The organism is Thermomonospora curvata DSM 43183, assembly GCF_000024385.1.
Taxonomy (GTDB): domain Bacteria; phylum Actinomycetota; class Actinomycetes; order Streptosporangiales; family Streptosporangiaceae; genus Thermomonospora; species Thermomonospora curvata.
On record NC_013510.1, the window covers coordinates 4,090,204 to 4,114,063 of the forward strand.

At 74.0% G+C, this 23,860-nt stretch carries 17 protein-coding genes; 4 read left to right on the forward strand and 13 right to left on the reverse strand.

The features are described 5' to 3' along the window. Positions 1–16: 16 nt before the first annotated feature. Both TCUR_RS17555 and ligA read right to left on the reverse strand, forming a co-directional pair. The gene (locus TCUR_RS17555) at positions 17–2,080 is read right to left on the reverse strand and encodes a putative bifunctional diguanylate cyclase/phosphodiesterase (RefSeq protein ID WP_012853881.1); all 2,064 of its coding nucleotides are present in this window, start codon (positions 2,078–2,080) and stop codon (positions 17–19) included. 191 nt (positions 2,081–2,271) lie between these two features. Further along, on the reverse strand, positions 2,272–4,440 hold the full coding sequence (gene ligA / locus TCUR_RS17560; protein ID WP_012853882.1) for an NAD-dependent DNA ligase LigA: 2,169 nt from the start codon (positions 4,438–4,440) through the stop codon (positions 2,272–2,274). A 193-nt stretch (positions 4,441–4,633) separates the two neighbouring features. On the opposite strand from ligA, the gene TCUR_RS17565 reads away from it, so the two are divergent. Then, entirely contained in the window at positions 4,634–5,302 is a 669-nt protein-coding gene (locus TCUR_RS17565) for an esterase/lipase family protein (protein ID WP_012853883.1), read from the forward strand. Between the two features lie 61 nt (positions 5,303–5,363). Here the strand turns inward: TCUR_RS17565 and TCUR_RS17570 are convergent, their stop codons facing one another. Genes TCUR_RS17570 through mnmA form a run of 3 tightly spaced genes read right to left on the reverse strand, consistent with a single transcriptional unit; the run spans position 5,364 to position 8,317 of the window. Beyond that, positions 5,364–6,377: a methionine synthase gene (locus TCUR_RS17570; protein ID WP_012853884.1), complete on the reverse strand. Its 1,014-nt coding sequence runs from the start codon at positions 6,375–6,377 to the stop codon at positions 5,364–5,366. A gap of 11 nt (positions 6,378–6,388) precedes the next feature. After that, positions 6,389–7,213, reverse strand: coding sequence for an LLM class F420-dependent oxidoreductase (locus TCUR_RS17575; protein ID WP_012853885.1), 825 nt, complete (start codon positions 7,211–7,213; stop codon positions 6,389–6,391). Between the two features lie 27 nt (positions 7,214–7,240). Beyond that, on the reverse strand, positions 7,241–8,317 hold the full coding sequence (gene mnmA / locus TCUR_RS17580; RefSeq protein WP_012853886.1) for a tRNA 2-thiouridine(34) synthase MnmA: 1,077 nt from the start codon (positions 8,315–8,317) through the stop codon (positions 7,241–7,243). A 128-nt stretch (positions 8,318–8,445) separates the two neighbouring features. Here mnmA and TCUR_RS17585 point away from each other — a divergent pair, with 128 nt between their 5' ends. Next, the gene (locus tag TCUR_RS17585; RefSeq protein ID WP_012853887.1) at positions 8,446–9,483 is read left to right on the forward strand and encodes a DUF695 domain-containing protein; all 1,038 of its coding nucleotides are present in this window, start codon (positions 8,446–8,448) and stop codon (positions 9,481–9,483) included. Between the two features lie 6 nt (positions 9,484–9,489). On the opposite strand, the gene TCUR_RS17590 is transcribed toward TCUR_RS17585, so the two are convergent. Further along, the gene (locus tag TCUR_RS17590; protein ID WP_012853888.1) at positions 9,490–10,656 is read right to left on the reverse strand and encodes a cysteine desulfurase family protein; all 1,167 of its coding nucleotides are present in this window, start codon (positions 10,654–10,656) and stop codon (positions 9,490–9,492) included. 86 nt (positions 10,657–10,742) lie between these two features. Here TCUR_RS17590 and TCUR_RS17595 point away from each other — a divergent pair, with 86 nt between their 5' ends. Both TCUR_RS17595 and TCUR_RS17600 read left to right on the forward strand, forming a co-directional pair. Then, positions 10,743–11,270: a TetR/AcrR family transcriptional regulator gene (locus TCUR_RS17595; protein WP_012853889.1), complete on the forward strand. Its 528-nt coding sequence runs from the start codon at positions 10,743–10,745 to the stop codon at positions 11,268–11,270. 188 nt (positions 11,271–11,458) lie between these two features. After that, positions 11,459–12,685, forward strand: coding sequence for an MFS transporter (locus TCUR_RS17600; protein ID WP_012853890.1), 1,227 nt, complete (start codon positions 11,459–11,461; stop codon positions 12,683–12,685). A gap of 13 nt (positions 12,686–12,698) precedes the next feature. Here the strand turns inward: TCUR_RS17600 and TCUR_RS17605 are convergent, their stop codons facing one another. From TCUR_RS17605 to TCUR_RS17635, 7 genes are all read right to left on the reverse strand, one after another. After that, positions 12,699–15,647, reverse strand: coding sequence for a transglutaminase domain-containing protein (locus TCUR_RS17605; protein ID WP_012853891.1), 2,949 nt, complete (start codon positions 15,645–15,647; stop codon positions 12,699–12,701). 18 nt (positions 15,648–15,665) lie between these two features. Beyond that, positions 15,666–16,688 (reverse strand): AAA family ATPase, encoded by a 1,023-nt coding sequence (locus TCUR_RS17610; RefSeq protein WP_012853892.1) that lies wholly within the window; start codon positions 16,686–16,688, stop codon positions 15,666–15,668. A gap of 374 nt (positions 16,689–17,062) precedes the next feature. Beyond that, complete coding sequence (locus tag TCUR_RS17615; RefSeq protein ID WP_012853893.1) at positions 17,063–18,013, reverse strand: electron transfer flavoprotein subunit alpha/FixB family protein; 951 nt, start codon at positions 18,011–18,013, stop codon at positions 17,063–17,065. A 22-nt stretch (positions 18,014–18,035) separates the two neighbouring features. After that, entirely contained in the window at positions 18,036–18,815 is a 780-nt protein-coding gene (locus TCUR_RS17620) for an electron transfer flavoprotein subunit beta/FixA family protein (RefSeq protein WP_012853894.1), read from the reverse strand. A gap of 308 nt (positions 18,816–19,123) precedes the next feature. Continuing rightward, complete coding sequence (locus TCUR_RS25075) at positions 19,124–20,545, reverse strand: serine/threonine-protein kinase (RefSeq protein WP_012853895.1); 1,422 nt, start codon at positions 20,543–20,545, stop codon at positions 19,124–19,126. A 205-nt stretch (positions 20,546–20,750) separates the two neighbouring features. Next, positions 20,751–22,625, reverse strand: a complete 1,875-nt coding sequence (locus tag TCUR_RS25080; RefSeq protein ID WP_012853896.1) for a serine/threonine-protein kinase — start codon at positions 22,623–22,625, stop codon at positions 20,751–20,753. Positions 22,626–22,863: 238 nt separating this feature from the next. Further along, entirely contained in the window at positions 22,864–23,814 is a 951-nt protein-coding gene (locus TCUR_RS17635; RefSeq protein WP_012853897.1) for an acyl-ACP desaturase, read from the reverse strand. Between the last annotated feature and the right edge of the window lie 46 nt (positions 23,815–23,860).

Here is a 23,860-nt window from a genome sequence, read left to right on the forward strand (position 1 = left end):
GCGGGCGGACGGCCGGTCAGGCGGCCGGCTCGGGGGCGCGCTGCAGATGGCGGCGCAGCCAGTCGGTGGTGGCGGCGCCGTCCATGGGACGGCCGTAGAACCAGCCCTGGGCGGCGTCGCAGCCCAGCTCGCGCAGCAGGTGGGCGGTGGCGGCGTCCTCCACTCCCTCGGCCACCGAGCGCAGGCCGAGGGTGCGGGCCAGTTCGACGATGGAGCGGACGATGACCGCATCGTCGGCGGCCTCGCCGGCGGTGTGGGCCAGCCGGGACACGAACGAGGCGTCGATCTTGATCTCCTCCACCGGCAGCCGCTTGAGGTGCACCAGGGACGAATAACCGGTGCCGAAGTCGTCCAGGCTGAGCGGCACGCCCAACTCGGCCAGCGCGGTGAGGGTCTCGGCGGCGTAGGCGGGCTCGTTGGCGAGCACCCGCTCGGTGATCTCCAGCTGGAGGGCCTCGGGCGGCAGGCCGTGGCGGGCCAGCTCCTCGCGGACGGATTCGGCCAGCCCCACATCCAGCAGGTCGCGGCCGGAGACGTTCACCGCGACCTGGATCTCCAGCCCTTCCCGCCGCCAGGCGGCGGCCTGGGCCAGGGCGGTCTTCAGCACGTGCCGGCTGATCGAGCACATCAGGTAGGTCTGCTCGGCCATGGGCAGGAAACGGCCGGGCTCCAGCAGGCCCAGTTCGGGGTGGCGCCAGCGCAGCAGCGCCTCCAGGCCCACCGGGCGGCCGGTGCCGAGGCAGACCTTGGGCTGGAAGTGCAGCTCCAGCTCCCCGCGGTCGATGGCGCGGCGCAGGTCGCCGAGCATGCCCAGCCGGTCCGGGGAGCTGCGGTCCTTGGCGGGCGAGTAGACCTCCACCCCGGTGCGGCTCTCCTTGGCCACGTACATCGCCACGTCCGCGCGCTGCAGCAGCGACTCGAAATCGGCGGCGTGGTCGGGGCAGAGGGCGATGCCGACGCTGGCCTCCAGGTCGAAGGTCAGCCCCTCCAGCCGCACCGGCTCGCCGAGGGCGGCCCGCAGCCGGGCGGCCACCTCGCGGGCGGCCCGCTCGTCGCGGACGGTGGGCAGCAGCACCGCGAACTCATCGCCCCCCAGGCGGGCCACCAGGTCGCCGGGGCGCACGCTGTGGGTGAGGCGGTGCGCGACGATCTGCAGCAGCCGGTCCCCGGCGGCGTGCCCGAGGGTGTCGTTGACCTCCTTGAAGCGGTCCAGGTCCAGCAGGAACAGCCCCAGCCGGCGGTCGGCGCCCGCCGCGGCCAGGGCCTGCCGGGTGCGCAGCGTCAGTAGTTTGCGGTTGGGCAGGCCGGTCAGCCCGTCGTGCCGGGTCTGGTGCTCGCGGCGCATCGACACCGCGGCGTTGAGGTAGACCGCCATCAGCGGCAGCGCGATGAGCAGGACGAACGCCGGGGAGCGGTCCATGGTGACCACCACCGGCGGGGCCAGCGCCAGCAGCGCCGGCTGCACCAGCAGCTGATGCCCCAGGTCCCGGCGCAGCATCTGCAGCGGCGGGACCCGCTCGTGCAGGGCCACCGCCGTGCACACGAGCAGGTTGTTGCAGACGATGTAGACCAGGCCGGCCACCGCCATGGGCAGCAGGTCGGAGCCGGCGGGCACCCACAACCGGTCCGGCAGGGGCGAGGCCGCGATGCCGAAGGAGTGCAGCACCAGCGCCGGGGCCGTCAGGCTCAGGGTGGACTGGGCGACGTTGAAGGCGGTGCGGTGCACCGCGTGCCGCCGCAGGATCCCGCTGATGAGCACCGCCGCCGCCTGCAGCAGCACCGCCACCGGCAGCCCGGCGTACAGCAGGGCGGCGAAAGAGAAGGTGGTGGAGGCGGTGGCGCCGCCGGTGTGCTCCCCGGAGCCGGTGGCGACGATGGGCCGCAGCTCGCCGAAGACGATGAAGCAGCCCAGGATCCAGAACACCGGGTTGCCGGTGAGCGCGTCCAGGTCGGCGCGGGTCGTGCCGTGCAGGGCCGCGGCGAAGGCGACGGCCCCGGCGCCGATGACGGCGACGAAGTAGATCCATAGCGGGGATCCGCGCCGCGGCGCTGTGTTCCGCGTGCTGTTCGGGTCCTTCATCACGGCCTCAGGAGTGCGGACGGGTGGAGATGATGAGGAGGGTACGACCTTTGCTCAACTTCGCGAAGCCGATTGCGTACGTTGCGTTATGAGCCGGGCCGGTCGTTCCCTCCCCCGCCATCACCGTTGGGTAGTTACACCATACCTTTGGGTAACAAGCCGCTGCCCGCGCGGCCGTGAATCCTGGTTCGTTACGGGACCTCGGTCACGGCCATGGCCTTGGCCGCCTCCGGCCCCTGCTCCAGCAGCACCCGGAAGCCGTCCTCATCCAGCACCGGCACGCCCAGTTTGACGGCCTTGTCGTACTTGGAGCCGGGGTTGTCGCCGACGACGACGAAGTTCGTCTTCTTGGAGACCGAGCCGGTGACCCGGCCGCCGCGCGACAGCACCGCCTCGGTGGCCGAGTCCCGGCTGTAGTGCTCCAGCGTGCCGGTGATCACCACGGCCACCCCGCTCAGCGGGCGCGGCCCGTCGGCCCCCTCGTCGGCCATCCGCACCCCGGCGGCCCGCCACTTTTCGATGATCTCCCGGTGCCAGTCCTCGGCGAACCAGCGTTTGATGGAGGCGGCGATGGCCGGGCCGACGCCGTCGACGGCGGCCAGCTCCTCCTCGGAGGCCTTCATGATCGCGTCGATGGAGCCGAACTCACGGGCCAGGGCGCGCGCCGCGGTCGGGCCCACATGGCGGATCGACAAGGCCACCAGCACCCGCCACAGCGGCCGCGTCTTAGCCTTCTCCAGCTCGGCGAAGAGCACCTCGACGGTCTTTTTGGGCCTGCCGTCCTTGGTGGCGAAGAAGCTCACCACCTTCTGCTCACCGGTCTTGGGGTCGATCTTGGGCAGGCCGGTGCGCGGGTCGCGCACCACGGTGCGGATCGGCAGCAGCTGCTCGACCTTCAGGTGGAACAGGTCGCCTTCGTTGCGCACCGGCGGGTCGGACGGCTCCAGCGGCTGGGTGAGGGCGGTGGCGGCCACATAGCCCAGCGCCTCGATGTCCAGCGCGTTGCGGCTGGCGGCGAAGAACAGGCGCTCGCGCAGCTGCCCCGGGCAGTAGCGGGCGTTGGGGCAACGGATGTCGGCGTCGCCCTCCTTCTCGTAAGCCAGCCGAGTGCCGCACTCGGGGCAGGTCTCGGGCATGTGGAAGGGGCGTTCGGAGCCGTCGCGCAGCTCGGTCACCGGCTTGACGATCTCGGGGATCACATCGCCGGCCTTGCGCAGCACCACCGTGTCGCCGATCAGCACGCCCTTGCGGGCGACCTCGCCGGCGTTGTGCAGCGTGGCGTAGGCCACCGTGGACCCGGCCACCTTGACCGGCTCCATCACCCCGTACGGGGTGATCCGGCCGGTGCGCCCCACCCCGACCTTGATGTCCAGCAGCTTGGTGTTGACCTCTTCGGGCGGGTACTTGAAGGCGATCGCCCAGCGCGGCGCCCGCGAGGTGGACCCCATCCGGCGCTGCAGCGCCAGCTGATCGACCTTGACCACCACCCCGTCGATCTCATAGGGGGGATCGTGCCGGTGCTCGCCGTAGTGGGCGACGTACTCGCGGACCCCCTCCAGGTCCGGCACGACCTTGTACAGGTCGCTGACCGGCAGGCCCCACGAGCGCATCAGCTCATAGGCCTCCGACTGGCTGCGCGGCAGCTCGCGGCCCTCCCAGGCGCCGAAGCCGTGCACCAGCATGCTCAGCGGGCGCCGCGCGGTGATGCGCGGGTCCTTTTGCCGCAGCGAGCCGGCGGCGGCGTTGCGGGGGTTGGCGAACGGCTCCCGGCCGGCGTCCACCATCGCGGCGTTGATCTGCTCGAACGAGGCGACCGTCAAGAAGACCTCGCCGCGCACCTCCAGCAGGCTCGGCCAGCCCTCGCCCGACAGCCGGTCGGGGACGACGTCGATGGTGCGGATGTTGTTGGTGACGTCCTCGCCGGTGCGCCCGTCGCCGCGGGTGGCCCCGCGCACCAGGCGGCCGTCGCGGTACACCAGCGCCACCGCCAGCCCGTCGATCTTGAGCTCGCACAGGTAGGAGGCCTGCTCGCCGACCTCCTTGAGCACCCGCTCCCCCCAGGCCGCCAGCTCCTCGCCGGTCATAGCGTTGTCGAGGCTGAGCATGCGCTCCAGGTGCTGGACGGTGGCGAAGTCGGTGACGATGGGCGCCCCGACCCGCTGGGTGGGCGAATCGGGGGTGACCAGTTCCGGATGCCGCTCCTCCAGCTCGCGCAGCTCGCGCATCAGCCGGTCGTACTCGGCGTCGCTCAGCGTCGGCCGGTCGAGCACGTAGTAGCGGTAGTTGGCCTCGTCGATCTCCCGGCTCAGCTCCGCGTGGCGCCGTGCCGCCTCGGTGGGGGTGCCCTCGCTCAAGCTCATGGACTCATTGTGGTGCGCGCCGCCGACATTCCCCGCCCGTCACGGCCGCGGTGTGCCGCACCCGCGAAGTCCCCTCTCCGCCGTGTGCAGGCATAGTGCTTGAAAGGCCGGTGATTTCACCGATGCCGCCCTGGATGCGGGCCGGTGATCCTCCAAAAAGGTTCCCGTTCCCCGTCCCCCCACGGAGGATCTCATGCGCCGGCTGATCGGCATCCTCGTGGCCCTGGTCACCGCCTGCGCGACGCTCGCGGTCGCGCCGGCCGCCCACGCCGCCCCCACCAGGCCCGTGATCTTCGTGCACGGCTACACCGGCAGCGCGTCCAACTGGATCACCGCCATGTCGGTGTTCCGCTCGATGGGGTACCGCAGCGACCAGCTGTTCGCCTACGAGTACAACTCCTACGGCAACAACGTGCAGAACGCCCAGGGCCTGGCCTCCTTCGTCAACCAGGTCAAGGCCCGCACCGGCGCCTCCCAGGTCGACATCGTCAACCACTCCATGGGCGGCCTGGTCAGCCTGTACTACCTGAAGGTCCTGGGTGGGCACCCCAACGTCGGGCGGCTGGCCTCCATCGCCGGCGCCAACCACGGCACCACCTACGCGTCCGCCTGCCTGGTCTTCGTGACCTGCCAGCAGATGCTCCCGGGCTCGTCGTTCATCGCCCAGATCACCGCCGGTGACGAGACCCCGGGCAACACCCGTTACGCCACCTGGTACTCCCCCTGCGACGGGATCATCATCCCCTACACCAGCACCCGGCTGAGCGGCGCCACCAACAACCTCGTCCTCTGCCAGACCCACATCGGGTTCCTGGCCGACCTCAGCGTGCTCCGCGACATCGCCCGCTTCACCAGCTCCTGACCCCACCTCCGCCGGTGGCCGAAAAGGCCCGCGCCGCTGCGGCGCGGGCCTTTTCGGCGCGTCACATCTGCGGGGCCTCGTGCAAGGTGCGGGCGACCTCGCGGCAGCGTTTCAGGGCGGCGCGGACGTAGCGGGGGGAGGCGCCGGCCAGGCCGCAGGCGGGAGTGATCACGGTCTGCTCGCCGAGGGTGGCGGCGGGAAAGCCCAGCCGCCGCCACAGCTCCCGCGCCGGCGCGGCGGTGTCCTGCAGCGACGGCAGCTGCGTGTCGGTGCCGGGCAGGACGCCCAAGAACAGGGCCACCCCGGCGTCGATGGTCTCCCCGATCGGGTCGTCGTCGCGGTCGGGCACCAGGCTCAGGTCGATGGAGATGCCCTTGGCGCCCGCCTTGCGCAGCAGCCCATAGGGCACCCGGCGGGCGCAGCAGTGCACCAGCGGCCAGGCGTCGGCGGCCTCGATGACGCGGCGCAGCCCGTCGACGGCCACCGCCTCCTCCACCGCCGGCAGCCGGGCGAACCCGGAGGCGGTGGGAACGGTACCGGCCAGCACCGCCGGCAGGCCCGGCTCGTCCAGCTGCAGCAGGACGCGGGCGCCGGGCACCCGGCGGCGGATCTCGGCGACGTGCCCGGCGACCCCCTCGGCCAGGGAGGCGATGAGGTCGCGCACCGCGCCGGCGTCCTTGAGCGTCCGGTGGCCGCTGGGCAGCTCCACGCCGGCCGCCAGCGTCCAGGGGCCGCAGACCTGGATCTTCAGCGGTCCCTCGTAGCCGCCCGCCACCTCTTCCAGGGCGTCCAGGTCGCGCGCCAGGTGGTCGTGGGCGCGGCGCAGGTCGCGTCCGGGCCGGCCGGCCAGGCGCCAGCCGGACGGCTGCAGCTCCACCGGCAACTCCACCAGCAGGCCGGCGGCGCGGCCGATCAGGTCGGCGCCGGGCCCGCGGCCGGGCAGCTCGGGCAGGTGCGGCAGGCCGGGCAGCTCGCCGAGCACCACGCGCAGCGCCTCGGCCGGATCGTCGCCGGGGTAGGAGCCGACGCCGGTCGCGCTGCCCGGCCGCCACGGGAAACTCGCTGTCTGTGCCACGTCCCCCAACTTTAGGAGGAGATCAGCTCGGCGATCTTGTCCAGCCGCGCCAGCGTGGCGTCCTTAGGCTCGGTGGGGATGCCGAACAGGATCTCATCCACCCCGGCCTCCCGCAGCTCCTCGATCACCTGCGGCTTGGGCGGCACCCCGAACATCAGCACCGGCACGCGGCGGCCGGCGCGCTCGCGCAGCCTCGCGATCTGCTCGGCCGTGTCGCCGGGGATCCGGCCGTAGATCGGCATCCAGCCGTCGCCGTACTCGATCACCCGGTCGAAGACGGTGGGGCCGGAGCCGCCGACCAGGATCGGCGGGTGCGGGTCCTGCACCGGCTTGGGGTAGCAGAAGACCGGGTCGAAGTTCACGAACTCGCCGTGGAAGGCGGCCTCGTCCTTGGTCCACAGCTCCTTGACCGCCAGCACCCGCTCCCGCAGCAGCGCCATGCGGGTGCGCGGGTCGGTGCCGTGGTTGCGCATCTCCTCGCGGTTCCAGCCGGCGCCCACGCCCAGCACCGCCCGGCCGTTCGACACCCGGTCCAGGGAGGCGACCTCCTTGGCGAGGATGATCGGGTCCCGCTGGATCACCAGGGCGATGCCGGTGCCGACCCGCAGCCGCTCGGTGGCCGCCGCGACGGCGGTCAGCGCCACGAACGGGTCGAAGGTGCGGTAGTACCAGCGCGGCATCTCCGCCCCGCCCGGCCACGGCGATTCGCGCTTGACGGGGATGTGGGTGTGCTCGGCGACGAACAGCGAGGTGAACCCGCGCTCCTCCAGGGCCCGGCCGAGCGCGGCGGGGCCGATGCCCTCATCGGTGATGAATGCGGAAACTCCGAACTCCATAGGGCAGAACGTACCCGCAACTCCGGCTCAGGCGGGTACGCGCGAGGTGAGGGCGATGGTGGACGAGCCGATCACCCGGTCGCCGTCGTAGAGCACGGCGGCCTGCCCCCTGGCCACCCCGCGGGCCGGCTCGTGCAGCCTGATGCGCACCCGGTCGCCGTCCGCCTCGGCGGTGCAGTCGTAGACCTCCCCGTGGGCGCGCAGCTGCACCTGGCATTCATGGGGGCCGGCCGGCGGGGGGGCCAGCCACACCGGCCGTTCCCCCACGATCTCGTGCACGTCCAGCGCCTCGCGGGGGCCGACGGTCACGGTGTTGGTGGCCGGGGAGATGTCGAGCACGTAGCGGGGCCTGCCGTCGGGGGCGGGGCGGCCCAGCCGCAGGCCGCGGCGCTGGCCGATGGTGTAGGCGTAGGCGCCCTGGTGCTCGCCGACGACCTGGCCGGTCTCGTCCACGATGGGGCCGGGGGCGGTGCCCAGCCGCTCGGCCAGGAAGGCGCGGGTGTCGCCGTCGGCGATGAAGCAGATGTCGTGGCTGTCGGGCTTGTCGGCGACGGCCAGGCCGCGGCGCTCGGCCTCGCGGCGGATCTCGGCCTTGGTGGTGTCGCCGAGCGGGAAGATGGCGTGCGCCAGCTGCTCGGGGGTGCACACCGCCAGCACGTACGACTGGTCCTTGGCGGTGTCCACGCCGCGGCGCAGCACCCCGTTCTCCCAGCGGGCGTAGTGGCCGGTGCACACCGCGTCGAAGCCCAGCGCCAGCGCCCGGTCCAGCAGCGCGGCGAACTTGATCTTCTCGTTGCAGCGCAGGCAGGGGTTGGGGGTGCGCCCGGCGGCGTACTCGCTGACGAAGTCGGCGACCACGTCGCGGTCGAAGCGCTCGGCCAGGTCCCACACGTAGAAGGGGATGCCGATCACGTCGGCGGCGCGGCGGGCGTCGCGGGCGTCCTCCAGCGTGCAGCAGCCCCGCGCCCCGGTGCGGTAGGACCGCGGGTTGGCCGACAGGGCCATGTGGACGCCGGTGACGTCGTGGCCGGCCTCGGCCACGCGGGCGGCGGCCACCGCTGAGTCGACGCCGCCGGACATGGCGGCCAGTACGCGCAAAGTCATGACCTCTCAAGGCTACGCGCTGCCCGGCGGGCGTCGCGCCGGTCGCTGCGGGCCGTGCGGCGGGCGGCTCCCCGACACGAGGGCGGGTGCCCCGGCCACCGGCCCTGGAGCAATACGATTGAGCGGCTATGGGACTTTTCCGCCGCCAGCGCGACGCCGCGCGTCCGACACCGCTCCCCGCGATCACCGAGTTCTGGCAGTGGTGGGCCCAGGCCCGGCCGAAGATCGAGGCATCGCTCGGCGACGGGCCGTCGGCCGATCTGATCGAGGAGCTGTCGCTGCGGGTGCACCGGATCCACCCGCACCTGCAGTGGGAGATCGGACGGCCCGACGGCGGGGTCCCCACGTTGACGGTGACCGGCGGCGGCGACGGGGAGCTGCGCGGGCTGGCCGAGCGGTGGCTGCGGGCCGCGCCCGCCGACACCGGCGGCTGGGCGCTGCACGCCGCCCGGCAGGCCGACCCGGAGATGCTGACCCAGAAGCTGACGCTGGGCGACCATGAGTTCGACCTGGAGTACGTGCGGGTGGGCATGCGGGCCGACCAGGCCCGGGCCCGCGTCCACGTCGCCGTCTACCACCCGGACTTTCTGTTCGTGGCCGAGGAGGCCCGGCGGCAGGTCGCCGGGCACGTGCTGGACTGGGCGCTGGGCGAGGACGATGTGGCCCGCTGGATCGGCGAGGTGACCATCGCCACCGAGCCGCCCATGGACGCGCTGCCGCCCGGCATGCTGCCGGCGGTGGTCGACCAGATCGCCGAGCAGTTCCGCGAGCCGACCTGGCTGTGGGGCGAGGGCCGCACCCCGCGCGGCCACCCGGCCCGGCTGGGCGCCCGCTTCCCCCTGCACCGCCAGGACCACCCGCTGTGCGACCTGCACGTGGCGGTGTCGGTGCCGTACGCCCACAGCAACCCCGACCGGCTCCCGGTGGAGCCGTCCGCCTCGGCGCTGCGCGAGCTGGAGAAGAAGCTGGACGCCCTGGGGCCGGACGCGGTGCTGGCGGTCCAGGAGACCGGCGACGGCCTGCGGGTGTACCACCTGTACGCCGACCCCGACTCCGGGGTGCTGGCCCGGCTGGACCAGCTGGCCGCCTCCTGGCCGGAGGGCAGGGCCAAGGTGGCCTCCGCCCCCGACCCGGGCTGGCGGGCGCTGGCCCCCTACCGGCCGTAGGGGCGCCTACGACAGGCCGGCGCGGCGGGCCCGTTCGACCACCGGGCCGATGGCCTCGGCCAGGGCGGTCACGTCGTCCTCGGTGGAGGTGTGGCCGAGGCTGAAGCGCAGGGAGCCGCGGGCGCGTTCGGGGCTGGCGCCCATCGCCAGCAGCACATGGCTGGGCTGGGCCACCCCGGCCGAGCAGGCCGAGCCGGTGGAGCAGGCGATGCCGCGGGCGTCCAGCAGCATCAGCAGCGCGTCGCCCTCGCAGCCGGGGAACGACAGGTGCGCGTTGCCGGGAAGCCTGTTGACCGGGTCGCCGTTGAGCACGGCGTCGGGGACGGCGTCGAGGACGCAGGCGATCAGCCGGTCGCGCAGGGCCGTCAGGCGGCGGGCGTGCTCCTCCCGCTGGGCGGCGGCGGCCTGGACGGCGGCGGCCAGCCCGGCGATGGCGGGGGTGTCGAGGGTGCCGGAGCGCACGTCGCGTTCCTGCCCGCCGCCGTGCAGCACCGGGACCGGGTCGATGCCCTTGGCCAGCAGCAGCACGCCCACCCCCAGCGGGCCGCCGAGCTTGTGCCCCGACAGGGCCAGGGAGTGCACGCCGCTGCCGGCGAAGGAGACCGGCAGTTGCGCGGCGGCCTGGACGGCGTCGGTGTGGAAGGGGATGTCGTGCTCGCGGGCCAGCGCGGCCAGCTCGGCGACCGGCTGCACGGTGCCGACTTCGTTGTTGGCCCACATGACGGTGATCAGGGCGATGTCGGCGCCGCCGGAAGGGCCGATCATCTCGCGCACCACGTCCGGGTCGACGCGTCCCAGGGAGTCCACCGGGATGTGCTCCACCCGGGCGCCCTGGTGGTCGGCCAGCCACTGGGCGGCGTCCAGCACCGCATGGTGTTCCACCGCGCCGACCAGCACCCGGGTGCGGGCCGGGTCGGCGGCGCGGCGGGCCCAGTAGATGCCCTTGACGGCCAGGTTGTCGGCCTCGGTGCCGCCACCGGTGAAGATCACTTCGCTGGGACGGGCGTCGAAGACGTCGGCGATGATCTCGCGGGACTCCTCCACCACCCGGCGGGCGCGGCGGCCGGCCGAGTGCAGGGACGAGGGGTTGCCGAGCCGTCCCAGCTCGGCGGTCATCGCCTCGACGGCCTCCGGCAGCATGGGGGTGGTCGCGGCATGGTCGAGGTAGGTCACCACGCCGTCCACACTATCCGCGCCGGGACGGGCGGCGCCCCGCGACTTTGCTACTGTACCGTCCGGACGGTACAGTAACGTTCGTTATGAAGAGAGAGGCCCTGCTGGACGCCGCCGAGGCCGTGCTGTTCGAGCACGGCACGCAGGCGCTCACGCTGGCCGCCGTCGCCGAGCGCGCCGGGGTCAGCAAAGGCGGGCTCCTCTACCACTTCCCCACCAAGGAAGCGCTGATCAAGGCGATGGTCACCCGGGTCATCGACGAGTTCGACGACCTGGTGGCCGACTACGACGACGGCTCTCCCGGCTCCTACACCCGGGCCTACGTCAAGGCCACCTTCGAGGTGCTGACCGGCCGGCAGGGCGCGCGGACCAGCCGACGATGGTCGGCGATCACCGCCGCGGCCAGCGACCCGGAGCTGATCGCGCCGCTGCGCGAGGCGATGGCCCGCTGGCACCGGATCAACCCCGACCACGAGCCCGACCCGCTCGCCTCCACGGTGGTCCGCCTGGCCGCCGAAGGGCTGTGGGAGGTGCTCAGCCACGCCCCGGACGCCTTCGATGAGCAGCAGCTGGCCGCCCTCCAAGAGCGGCTGCTGAGCATGGTGGCCCCTTGAGCCGCCCCGTCTGACCGCCGAAGGCCACAGGACGCCCCGTCCTGCCCGTTCCGCCCCCGCTGATCCTCTTCCGCCCCGTCACGGGCACGGGCCGGCCCGGCCCGCCGCGCCCGCCTGCCCGGTGCCCGTCGTTCCCCACCGGCCGCCTGAGCCGGTCACTGTGCAAACCGCTGAGAAAGGAGTGAGCCATGTTGCGCTGGGCGCGTTTGGGAACCTTCCTGACCTTCGCCCTCACCGGCCTGCTGTGCGGCGTGTGGGTGGCCCGCATGCCCGCGCTGGCCGACAAGCTTCACGTCGGCCCCGGCGCCATCGGAATGGTGCTGCTGGTGTGGGGCCTGGCCGCGCTGGCGGCCATGCAGGGGCTGCGCGGTGTGATCGCCCGGCTCGGCAGCCGCACGATGCTGCGGGTGTCGCTGCCGCTGTCGGCGGCCACCGCCGTGCTGGTGGCGCTGGCTCCCTCCTATGGGCTGCTGCTGGCGGCCCTCGCCGCCTTCGGCATGGCCTTCGGGGTCACGGACGTGGCGATGAACGCCCAGGCGAGCGTGGTGGAACGGGCCTACCGCAGGCCGCTGATGAGCGGGATGCACGCCGGCTGGTGCGTGGGCGCGATGACCGGCGGGGCGGCCGGCGCGCTGACCGCCCTGGCGGGACTGTCGTTCACCCAGTCCCTGCTGGGCACGGCGGCGCTGGCGCTGCCGGCGGCGCTGGCGCTGGGCCGGACCTACCTGCCCGACTCCCCCGCCGCGCCCGGCGCGCGGAGCGAAAGGCGGCAGCGGCTGCCGATGCCGGTCTACCTGATCGGCGCCCTGGCGTTCATCGCCTTCATGGCCGAGGGCGCGGTGGCCGACTGGAGCGGGCTGCTGCTGCACGGGGAGCTGGGCGCCCCCGAATGGCTGGCGGCGCTCGGCTACCCGCTCTTTGAGACCGCCATGCTGACCGGGCGGCTGGCCGGCGACCGGCTGCGCACCCACCTGGGCACCCGCCGGCTGCTGGTGGCCGCCGGGCTGGGCACCGCCGCCGCGGCCGGCGTGGTGCTCACCGCCCCCACGGTGCCGGTGGCGCTGGCCGGGTTCTTCGTGACCGGGCTGGCGGTCTGCACCATCGTGCCGACGATGATCTCGCTGGCCGGCACCGCCGCCCCCGGGCGTTCGGCCGCCTCGGTCGCCCAGGTCGGCGCGATGGGCTACGGCGGGCTGCTGCTCGGCCCGGTGCTCATCGGTTTCCTGGCCGAGGCGACCTCGCTGCGCGCCGGGCTCGGCGTGGTCGTGGTGGCGGCGCTGCTGGTCGCCGCCGGCGCCCGGCTGCTGCCGATCGCCGCCGGCACCGACCTGGCCTCCCACGAGTACCTCGCCGACCGGGCACCGGAGCACCCGGTGCCGGGCCCGGCCGAGCCCGCCCTCGGCAAGGCCGCCTGACCCGCCGGGTCGCTCACGGGCCGGTGCGGACGACGGCGGCCACCAGCACGCGGGCCGCCCGCAGCGGGCCCAGGTCGGCGACCAGGGCCCGGACGATGCGCAGGCCGAGACGGCGGACCGGCGCCCGCGGGCCGGGGGCGTAGCGGGCGCGTTCCAGCTCGGCGGCCACGGCGGCGATGTTCGGCCCCAGGCGGGCCAGGCGGACGCGCAGCCCGCCCCAGGTGGTGCCGGGCGTCACCGGCTCGCCGCCATGGCCGGCCAGCCGCTCCAGCAGCCGGTCGGCGCGCCCGCCGCGCAGACCGGAGGCACCCGGGCCGCGCCGGCGGACGGTGACCAGCAGCACCACGGCCGGCACCAGCCCCAGCAGCACGGCGGGCAGCAGCACCGGGCCCTGCCGCCCGCCGCCGGCGGCGGGCGGGGCGAACGGGTCCAGGGAGGGGTCCACCACGGCATCGGCATCGGCCGGAGTGGGGTTGAACGGCACCCAGCCGACACCGGAGAAGTACACCTCGATCCAGGCGTGGGCGTCGGCGTCGCGCACCACGTACCGGCCGTTTTGCTCCAGCCCGGTGGCGAAGCCGGCGACCACCCGGGCGGGCACCCCGGCCAGCCGCAGCAGCAGCGCCGCCGCCCCGGCGAAGTGCTGGCAGTAGCCGGTGCGGGTGCGCAGCAGGAAGTCCACCAGCGGGACGCGGGAGGTGCGCTCCACGTCGGTGTCGTAGCGGAACCGGCCGCCCTCGGTCAGGTAGCGCTGCACCCGCTCGACGACCTCGAACTGGTTGCGGGCCCCGGCCGTCACCGCCCTCGCCATCACGGCCACCTCGTCGTACAGCGAGTACCCCAGGTAGCCGTGCCCTCCGAAGCCGGGATCGGCATAGGGGCCGAACTCGCCCTGCCGTCCGCCCATCCACATCCCGCCGGGCCGGCGTTCCCGGACGCGGGTGTACTCCTCCAGCCGGGGGTCGGAGTTCGGCCAGGGCACGGTGCGCAAGGTAGCGGGGTCGGCGGTGACCACCGCGGCCCGCACCCGGTAGACGTCCCCGGCGTCCGGCGCCGGGGTGATCCGCCAGGACTCCCCCGCCCCCGAGTCGACCCGCCCGTCGGCCTGCAGGCTGATGATCCGGCCCGGGGAGACCACCATGTCGTTGCGCAGGCCCCGGACCCGCACCTCGATCTCGACGGGACGGGCGGCCGGCTCGGGCAGGTCCTCATCCGGCAGGCCCCCGGTCTCCCAGCCGCGCCAGCCGATCCGCTCCAGCACCTGCATCCGCCACAGCGCCGGGCGGGGCGAAGAGATCTCCAGCATGGCCGCGCCGGTGCGGCGCCCATACAGCGGCCCGTAGGTCTGGGTGGTGTCCAGCGTGGTGAACTGCGGTTCCCGATCGATCAGGTCGTCGATGGCCAGCCACTGGCCGCGCGGTCCCAGGGTGTGCGCCAGCGCGGCCGCGCCCAGCGCGGCGGCCGTGCCGAGCGCGACCATCGGGCGGGCGGCCCGGCCGCCGGGCGGCGCCAGCCACAGCGGCACGGCCAGCACCATCGCCGCCCCCTGCCAGGAGACCTCGTCGCTTTGCCGCAGCGCCACCGCGATCACCCATGGCAGCGCCACCAGCGCCAGCGACAGCGCCTGCCGGGGCCGCGAGCGCGGCGCGGTGACCGACAGGCCGGCCGCCGACAGCCACAGCAGCCCGACCAGCAGCAGCCACACCGCCGCCGGCCACGGGTCGCCCGCGGCGCGGCCGGGCCCCAGCGACGACAGCCGCTGCAGCCCGTCCGACAGCGACAGCAGCAGCTGCGGCCAGCGGCGGGGCCACAGCATGTCCGGCTGGACGCCGCCGGCCAGCAGCGCCATCGGCGGCCAGAGCAGCAGCAGCGCGCCCACCGCCCGGGTGGCGGTGCGCCCCCAGGCCACCACGGCGGCGGCGACGGCGGCGACCAGGCAGCCCCACAGCACCGCCGTGCCCAGCAGCGCCGACCAGGCCCCCATCGCCGCCGCGGCGGCCGCCAGCAGTCCGGCCGCCCGGATCATCGCGGCCGTCCCTTCCCGGCGGGCAGCGGCACCACGCCCGGCGGCAGCGGCGGCGGCGGATCCACCGTCCGGTCCGGCGGGAAGCGGACGACGATGGCGCCAGCCGGCGGACGGGCGGGCCGGTCGCCGGCCTCCAGCAGGGCCAGGCGGCGATGCAGCGCCCGCCAGGACTCTTCGTCCTCGACCGGCGTCGCGGCGCTCTCCCCGGGCAGCAGCACCGCGCACCCGCCGGACCTGGACAGGGTGCGCACCAGCCCGGCGGCGGCCCGGGCCACCCAGTCCACCTCCGCCTCGCCGGCGCCGTGGGTGTCGACGACCACCAGCGGCAGCCCGGACGGCGGCGGGCCCCATGCGCCGCTCGTGCAGCTCCATGCCGCGGGCCAGGGACAGCCAGTGGATGCGGCTGACCGGGGTGCCCGGCACATACGGCCGCAGCCCGTCGGGCTCGGTGTGCTCAACGGCCCGGCCGGGCGCGGGCGCGGGCTGCCCGCCGCCGTCGGGGACGGGCAGGACCAGCACCTTCTCGCGCTCGCCGACCTCGACGGTGAGGCGGAAGATGCCCAGCGCGTCGCTGATCCGCAGCCGGGTGGGCTGGATGCGATAGGCGCCGCGCCGGCCGATGGGCACCTCCACGACGCCGCCGGCGGGCTCCAGCTCCGCCCAGGCGCGCCGGGTGATGCGCACCTGGACGCGGACCGGCAGCCGCTCGGGCAGGCCGAGGTCCAGGCGCATCCGCAGCGGCCGGTCCTCACCGATCTCCCGTTCGGCGATCAGCCGGGTGGCGTTCAGGCGCGAGCGCGCCGCCAGCACCGTGACGGCCGCCCACAGCACCATGATCACCATTCCCACGGCCAGCGCGAACAGCGCCAGCGACGGCAGCGCCCCGGCGGCCAGGGCCAATGCGCCGGCGCAGCTCAGCCAGATCAGCGCTCGCATGGGCGCCTCACCCCGCCGTCATCTGGCCCGGACCCGCCGCAAGGCGTCCTCGACGACCTCGGCCCGGGCGTCGGCGGGGGCCGTGCCGGACGGCTGGATCCGGTGGGTGAGCACGGGCCGGGCCACCGCCTGCACGTCGTCGGGCAGCACGAACGCCCGGCCGTCCATGGCGGCCACCGCCCGGGCGGCGGCCAGCAGCAGCAGCCCGGAGCGGGGGCTGGCGCCCACGGCCGCCAGGGGGTGGGCGCGGGTGGCGGCCAGCAGGTCCACGATGTAGCGCAGCAGGGGGTCGGAGGCGTGCACCGCGGCGACGGCCCGCTGGGCGGCCAGCAGGTGGGCCGGGTCGGTGACCGCGTTCACCTGCGGTTCGGGGCCGGCGCGCAGCAGCGCCACCTCTTGCTCGGGGGTGGGGTAGCCCAGGGAGACCACCGACAGGAAGCGGTCCAGCTGGGCGGGCGGCAGCGGGTAGGTGCCGTCGTAGCCGGCGCTGGGGTTCTGGGTGGCGATCACCACGAACGGCGGCGGGATGGGCCGGCTGACGCCGTCCACGGTGACCTGGCGTTCCTGCATCGCCTCCAGCAGGCCGGACTGGGTCTTGGGGGTGGCGCGGTTGATCTCGTCCACCAGCACCACGTTGGCGAAGATCGGGCCGGGCCGGAACTCGAAGGCCGCGGCGTCGGCCTGCCAGACGTTGGCGCCGATGATGTCGGCCGGCAGCAGGTCGACGGTGGCCTGCACCCGGGAGAAGCGGCCGTCCAGGCTGCGCGCCAGGGAGCGGGCCAGCTGGGTCTTGCCGACCCCGGGGTGGTCCTCCACCAGCAGGTGCCCGCCGGCCAGGACGGTCGCCAGCACCACGTCCAGCACGTCGGCGGGCATCCGCACGGCGCCCGCCACGTTGGCCCGCAGCCGGTCGCCGAGCTCGGCGACCTCTTCGACGGTGAGCGTCGCCTCCCCGTCGGAGGGGACCGGATGCGGCCGGGGCGCGGCGCTGAGCCTGCCCGGCGGCCGGGCCCACCCGCTCGGATCGGCCACCGCGCTCACCGGGCCTCCTTGAGCGCGGCCTTCGGGAGGGCGAGGGCACCGGGGCGGCGACGCCCGGCCCGGCGTCGCGCCTGCCGGTGGTGGGCACCGGGCTCGCGGTCCGATGCGGCGCCTGCGGAGCTGGTGTGAGACCTCAAAGGAGAGTCCTTTCTCCGGCGGGCGTGGCGGTGGCACAAAGTCCTACACGCAACCAACAACGTGGTTTCGGTGCCCTGCTGTTCCAAGAACATCCCGGGGGTGCCATGGGTGTGGCGGTGCGGTGTACCCGCCGTCCGGACCCGCTCAGGCGCTGGGAAAGGCTCCCGAAGACGGCGAAACGGCCGGTGGCGGGAGGCCACCGGCCGTTTGCGCAACGCCCTCAGCTCGCGGCGAGCTTACTTGCGCTTGTTGATCTCCTCGGTGAGCTGCGGGGCCACCTGGAACAGGTCGCCCACCACACCGAAGTCGACCAGCTCGAAGATCGGCGCCTCGGGGTCCTTGTTGATGGCGACGATCGTCTTGGAGGTCTGCATGCCGGCCCGGTGCTGGATGGCGCCGGAGATGCCGACCGCGATGTACAGCTGCGGGGAGACCGTCTTACCGGTCTGGCCGACCTGGAACTGGTGCGGGTACCAGCCGGCGTCGGTGGCGGCCCGGGAGGCGCCCACCGCACCGCCGAGCGCGTCGGCCAGGTCCTCGATGATCTTGAAGTTCTCGGCGCTGCCGACGCCGCGGCCACCGGAGACCACGACCGCGGCCTCGGTGAGGTCCGGGCGCTCGCCCTTCTCCTGCACCACCTTCTCGACGATCTTGGCGGCCTTGGCGGCGTCCGACAGGGTCACCGAGACCTGCTCCTCGGCCGGGGTGGCCGGGGCGGGCTCGGGGGCGACGGCGTTGGGCCGCACCGCCACGATCGGGGTGCCGCGCTTGACCTTGGCGTGCGCGATGACCGCACCGCCGAAGATGGAGTGCTCGCCGACGAAGCCCTCGGCGACGTCCACCACGTCGGTGAGCACGCCGGAGTCGAGCTTGACCGCCAGGCGGCCGGCGATCTCCTTGCCCTCACCGGTGGCGGCCACCAGCACGCCGGCCGGGGACTTGTCGGCCACCAGCTTGGCCAGCAGCTCGACCTTGGGCGCCACCACGTAGGAGGTCAGCTCCTCGTCGGCGGCCACGTAGATCTTGGCCGCGCCGTACTCGGCCAGCTTGTCCTTGGCGTTCTCCAGGCCGGGGCCGATCCACACCGCGGCCGGCTCGCCGAGCCGGCGGGCGGCGGTCAGCAGCTCCAGGGTGACCTTCTTGACCTCGCCGTCGATGTGGTCGACGAGGACGAGAACCTCTGCCATGTCGTACTGTCCCCTTCCTCGCTCAGATGAACTTCTTGGACGCGAGGAACTCGGCGATCTTGACGCCGCCGTCGCCCTCGTCGGTGACGATCTGGCCCTTCTCACGCGGCGGGGCCTCGGCGAAGTCGGTCACCTCGCTGGCGGAGCCCGCCAGGCCGACCTTGTCGGCCTCGATGCCGAGGTCGGCGATGCCGAGCGTCTCGACCGGCTTCTTCTTGGCCGCCATGATCCCCTTGAAGGAGGGGTAGCGCGGCTCGTTGATCTTCTCGACCACGCTGACGACCGCCGGCAGGCTGGCCTCGACCTTGTCGTAGCCGTAGTCGGTGACGCGCTGCACCTTGATGGCCGAGCCGTCGATCTCGACCTTGGAGGCCAGCGTCAGCTGCGGCACGCCCAGCCGCTCGGCCAGCATGGCCGGCAGCACGCCGGTGCGCGCGTCGGTGGACTCCGAGCCCAGGATCACCAGGTCGAAGCCGGTGCGGCCGAGGACCTTCTCCAGGGCGTAGGAGGTGCCCAGCGCGTCGCTGCCGGCCAGCGCGTCGTCGACCAGGTGGACGGCCTTGTCGGCGCCCATCGCCAGCGCCTTGCGGATGGAGTCGGTGGCCTTCTCCGGGCCCATGGTCACGACGGTGACCTCCCCGCCGTGCTTCTCCTTGATGAGCAGCGCCTCTTCGATGGCGTACTCATCGAGCTCGTTGATGACGCCGTCCGCGGCACCGCGGTCGAGCGTGCTGTCCTCGGGCTTCAACTTGCGCGGGCTCTCCGTGTCGGGAACCTGCTTGACGCAGACGACGATGTTCATGGCCGTCGACCGACCTCCCTGCATTTCCTCTGGCCGCCGTAAGCGGGCGGGGCGCCGCCCGGGCGGGTCGACGCGAGCTGATGGGCTACAGACTGCCAAATACCCGAACAGGCTTCGGCTCCGGGTCCCGGCTTTGGACCGTGCACCTAGATGTTACCGGCGAGTAGCATCGCGGCAAATCCCCCGGTCACCGCGGGGCCACCGGCCACAACCACGACATTTGCCCACACAACAGACGCATCCGGCAGCACTCCGCGAAGTGACCGGTATCACCTTACGGCCCCCTTGCGGAGCCCTGAAACGGACGCTCAGGGCAGCGCGCTCTGGAACCGGTCCAAAGCGGCGATCACCGAGTTCTGCAGGCCGTACATCGGGGCGAAACTGGGGGTCAGCGACACCGCGCCGACCACCGCGGCGAAGATCAGCACGCCCAGCACGGCCCCCACCGGGACGATCCGCGCCGGCTCCGGCGCCAGCGTCCCGAACAACCGCTCCAGCTGCCGGCGCGGCGCCCGCACCCCCGGACCGCTCCACAAGACGGCGGCCCCCGCGCCCGCTCCCCAGGCGCAGGCGTCCATCGCCGGAGTGCGCACCCCCACCATGACCAGCGACGCCAGCGCCAAGGCCACCGCCGCCGCGGCCACGGCGGCGTAGGGCAGCGTCAGCGCCGTCCACAGCGCCGCCCGCGCCGCGTCCCCCACAGCCGGCGTCGCGCGGCCGGAACCGCCGCGCAGGGCCGCCGCATCCCAGGTGCGCAGCGCCAGCGCCCCCGCCGTGGCCGCCACGATCCCCACCACCGGCATCACGATGGCGACCGCGGCCATGAGCACCACCGCCAGCACCGCCAGCAGCCGCGACCAGGCGTGCCCCACCGTCGGCCGCGGCCGCGCCGACCGCGGCGGCGCGGCGGCCCGCACGGCCCGCTCCACCGGCGTCGACCGGACCGGCTCGTGCACGACCGGGGTCGCCTCCTGCGGCCCCAGGTCCGCCGCGTCCACCGCCTTGACCAGTTCGGCGGCCGTGGGCCGGGCATCCGGGTCGGCCCGCAGCGCATCGCGCAGCACGGCCCGCAACGGCTCGGGCACCTCCGCCGGCGCCCCGTCCCCGACCTCCGCGCGGCCGGTCGCGGCGAACGCCACGGTCGCCGCCCAGGCGTACACGTCGGAGGCGGGCGTGGCGGGTGCGCCGTCGCGGACCTCCGGTGCCAGGTGAGGGCGCACCCGAACCGGCCGGGCGGGGTCCACCGCCTGCGCGACGCCGAAATCGATGACGACCGGCTCTCCCCCGACCACCAGCACATTGGCGGGGCTCAGGTCGCGGTGCACCGCTCCGGCCTCGTGGATCGCGACCAGGGCCTTGGCCAGGCCGAGGGCCAGCCGCCGCAGCGCGCCGCCGCGCAGCGGCCCCTCCTCGGCCACCAGCACATCCAGCCCGCGCCCGGGGACGAAGCGGCTGACCACATACGGCCGCTCGGCGGAGGCGTCCCCGTCCAGCACATCGACCACATGCGGGCTGAGCACCCGGCGCATCACCGCGATCTCATGCTCCAGCCGCCGCCGCGCGGCCGCCCCGCTGACCGCTTCCGGCCGCAGCACCCTGATCGCCACATCCCGGCCGGACGGATCGGTGCCCCGGTAGACCACGCCCGCGTCGCTCTCGCCCAGCAGGGACAGCGGGCGGTAGGGGCCTATCCGACCGCCGGGGACGAGTTCTCTGGAAGGCTGGTTCATCAGAACTCCTAGAGCGGGGAGATCTCCCCCTCCGGAAGAAGAGGGAGACACGGCACAAGGTCACGCGGAACGGCGCAGCCGGTGCGGAAGCCAGGGGCGGAGCAGGGCCGCTTCAGGGGCGCGGCTTCCGCCCGCCCCCGACCCTAGCGGGCCCGCGGCGGGCCGTAGGCCGTCTGCCGGTCCCGCCCGGCCGGCGGGCGCGCCGTCACCAGGGCCATAGGTCCCGGATGCCGTCGCGCAGCTCCTCCAACCGCGCGCTCAGGCCCTCCACCGGGTAGGTGTCGGGGGTGCCGCCATAGGAGAGCCCGATCAGCACCGCCGCGAACAGTGACAGTGCCAGCGCCAGCGGCGCGGCGATCTCCCGGCGGGGCGCCACCGCCCCCCACAGCCGCACCAGCTGGCGGCGCGGGGCGCCGCTGCCCGGCGCCAGGCACAGCAGGCCGATGACGAGCATCACCGCATACGCGATGCCCTTGGCGGCACTGATCTGCGGCATGGTCACCAGCAGCGCGATCAACAGCACGGAGGCGGTGCACAGGGCCGCAGCCGACAGCATGCCGGTGACCATGACCGCCCCCGGCAGGCCCAGCGGCGCCCGCACCAGCGCGCCCAGCACATCACCGGCGCGCGGGCCGCGCCTGGTGCGGCGGTCGTCCATGCCCTTGGCCGCCCAGTCGCCCATCCGCAGCACCAGCACCCCGCCGATGGTGACCAGCACGGCCAGCACCGGCACCAGGTAGGCGAAGCCCAGCAGCGCGGCCAGCACCGTGAAGCTGAGGAAGCGGTACCAGCCGTACGGCTTGGGCGGCGGGTCGGGGCTGGTCGCCGGGGCCGCCGGGGCCTGTGCGGGGCGCTCGCTCACCGGCGCCGCGTACGGGTCATAAGGAGGCGGCGCCGGGCCGCGCGGCTGAGGCTGCGGCTGCGGGTCCGGCGGGGCGGCGGGCGGCGGGACCTGGGAGAGGGGATGGGAACCGTAGGGGCCCTGCCCGTAGGCGGCCTGCTCGTAAGGGGTCTGCTCGTAGGGACGGCCGTAAGGGGCGGGGCCCGGCGGCGGCCCCGGAGGCGGCGCCGCGGGCGGCAGCAGCCCGCGGAAGTCCTCCGGCTGGGCGGGCGCGGGCGGCGCCTGACCGGACAGCGGCCCCGGGGCCGGCGGAGGAGCCGGCAGCGGCGCGGTCCGGTCCGGCCGCGAAGGCGAGGTCTGGCCGGTCCGCTCCGGCGGGGCCGGCATCCAGGAGGAGGCGTCCACCCGGGTCTGGTCGGTGATGGTGGCCTCCAGGTGGATCCGCCGGGCCATCTGCACCAGCTCGACCGCGGTGGGCCGCTGGGAGGGGTCGCGCGCCATCGCCGACCGGATCAGCGGCTGCAGCGCCGGGGGCATCCCGTCCAGATCCGGCTGTCCCTGCAGGATCCGGTAGAAGATCGACTCGAACGGGCCGGAGCCGAACGGCGGGCGGCCGGTGGCCGCGAACGCCACCGTGGCGGCCCAGGCGTGCACGTCCGAGGGCGGCCCGGCGTCCTCCCCCTCGAGGATCTCCGGAGCCAGGTAGCCGGGGGTGCCGATCACCATGCCGGTGGCGGTCAGCCGGGTGGCGTCGGCGGCCTGGGCGATCCCGAAGTCGATCACGATGGGCTCGCCGTCCAGCAGCATCACGTTGCCGGGCTTGAGGTCGCGGTGGATGATCCCGGCGCCGTGGATCGCCGACAGCGCCGAGGCCAGCCCGACCGCCAGCCGCTGCAGCGCCGCGCCCTGCAGCGGGCCTCCGTCGGGCCCTTCCACGACCTCCTCCAGGGTGCGGCCCGGCACGTACTGGGTGACGATGTAGGGCTGGGGCGCGGTGACATCGGCGTCCAGGATCTCGGCGACATGCGGGCTGTGCACCCGGCGCATCGAGTCGACCTCGCGGGCCAGCCGCCGCCGCGCGACGGTGTCCCCGGCCACCGCGGAGCGCAGCACCTTGATCGCCACCTTGCGGCCCTCGGGGTCGGCCGCCAGGTGGACGACCCCCATCCCGCCTTCGCCCAGCGTGCGGATCAGGCGGTACCGGCCGATGCGCTCCCCGGACGTGACAACCCCCTTCATCGCTGCCGCCACCCTATCTTCGCCCGCCGCACCGGGCGGTTCCACCGGATCGTCCCGGCCCGCTGCGGCCGGCGTTTCGTCCACCGGCTCGCCGGTCTCCCGCCGGTCCGGGACGGACGCCCCGGTGAAAGGGCGGACGGGAGCGGGTGAGGGCCTCCGGATGCGTCCTTACGCAATCATTGGACGCCGCCGAAGCGGCCGAGGTTCCCGGGCGCGGGCGGCTTCACAGGGGCCGCCGTCACTCGCCCCGGGCGGCCCGCCGGGCGCGGCGCTCGGCCCGCCGCGTCTCGAACCTGGTGGCGGCCGCGTCCAATTGCTCCAGGAATTCGCCCAGTTCCTGACGGGCCCGCTCGCCCTCGGCGGTCAGCCCGCTCATCTCGAAGACCTTCCATTTACGCAGCACCGGCATCAGCACATCGTCGTGGTGCAGCCGCAGGTCGTAGATGCCGGCGTTGGCGATGGCCACCGATTTGCGCAAAAAGCCGTCGATGGTGTGCCCGGGCATCTGGAACGCCTTGACCACGTCGGTGACGGCGCGCATGGTCTGGCCGGGATCGATCTGGAACGCCGCCTCCAGCAGGTTCCGGTAGAAGATCATGTGCAGGTTCTCGTCCTTGGCCACCCGCGCCATCATCTGCTCGCAGACCGGGTCGCCGGACGCCTTTCCGGTGTTGCGGTGCGACACCCGGGTGGCCAGTTCCTGAAACGACACGTAGGCCACGCCGCGCAGCAGGTCCTCGCCGTGGTCGGGCTCATAGCCGCCCTGCATGTGCCTCATGCGGGCCCGTTCCAGCGCCACCGGATCGACCGCGCGGGTCACCGTCAGGTAGTCGCGGATGACCGTGCTGTGCCGGTTCTCCTCGGCGGTCCACCGGTTCACCCAGGCGCCCCAGGCGCCCTCCCGGCCGAAGATCCGGGAGATGGCGTAGTGGTAGCCCGGCAGGTTGTCCTCGGTGAGCAGGTTGACGATCAGCGCCTCCCGGGCCTCGGGGCTGATCGCGGAGTCCTCGGGCCGCCACTCCTCGCCGCCCAGCGGGCCGTCGTAGTCGCGTCCCCGGCTCCAGGGGACGTACTGGTGCGGGAACCACTCGTCGGCCATGGCCAGGTGCCGGTCGAGTTCCCTCTCCACCACCGGTTCAAGCTCCATCAGCAGCTCGAACCGGCTTTTCGCAACGGGCGTGGAGGCCATGTCTCACCCTTCCGGGCATGGGGGAAATGATCGCGCCGACGGCGGT

Bases quoted from the DNA above. Each gene is read 5' to 3' on its own strand.
- TCUR_RS17575 (WP_012853885.1), bottom strand. From the start codon at position 7,213: ATGGAGTTCGGAGTTTCCGCATTCATCACCGATGAGGGCATCGGCCCC.
- TCUR_RS17620 (WP_012853894.1), bottom strand. From the start codon at position 18,815: ATGAACATCGTCGTCTGCGTCAAGCAGGTTCCCGACACGGAGAGCCCG.
- TCUR_RS17600 (WP_012853890.1), top strand. From the start codon at position 11,459: ATGTTGCGCTGGGCGCGTTTGGGAACCTTCCTGACCTTCGCCCTCACC.
- mnmA (WP_012853886.1), bottom strand. From the start codon at position 8,317: ATGACTTTGCGCGTACTGGCCGCCATGTCCGGCGGCGTCGACTCAGCG.
- TCUR_RS17615 (WP_012853893.1), bottom strand. From the start codon at position 18,013: ATGGCAGAGGTTCTCGTCCTCGTCGACCACATCGACGGCGAGGTCAAG.
- TCUR_RS17555 (WP_012853881.1), bottom strand. From the start codon at position 2,080: ATGAAGGACCCGAACAGCACGCGGAACACAGCGCCGCGGCGCGGATCC.
- TCUR_RS17635 (WP_012853897.1), bottom strand. From the start codon at position 23,814: ATGGCCTCCACGCCCGTTGCGAAAAGCCGGTTCGAGCTGCTGATGGAG.
- TCUR_RS17605 (WP_012853891.1), bottom strand. From the start codon at position 15,647: ATGCGAGCGCTGATCTGGCTGAGCTGCGCCGGCGCATTGGCCCTGGCC.
- ligA (WP_012853882.1), bottom strand. From the start codon at position 4,440: ATGAGCTTGAGCGAGGGCACCCCCACCGAGGCGGCACGGCGCCACGCG.
- TCUR_RS25075 (WP_012853895.1), bottom strand. From the start codon at position 20,545: ATGAACCAGCCTTCCAGAGAACTCGTCCCCGGCGGTCGGATAGGCCCC.
- TCUR_RS25080 (WP_012853896.1), bottom strand. From the start codon at position 22,625: ATGAAGGGGGTTGTCACGTCCGGGGAGCGCATCGGCCGGTACCGCCTG.
- TCUR_RS17565 (WP_012853883.1), top strand. From the start codon at position 4,634: ATGCGCCGGCTGATCGGCATCCTCGTGGCCCTGGTCACCGCCTGCGCG.
- TCUR_RS17595 (WP_012853889.1), top strand. From the start codon at position 10,743: ATGAAGAGAGAGGCCCTGCTGGACGCCGCCGAGGCCGTGCTGTTCGAG.
- TCUR_RS17585 (WP_012853887.1), top strand. From the start codon at position 8,446: ATGGGACTTTTCCGCCGCCAGCGCGACGCCGCGCGTCCGACACCGCTC.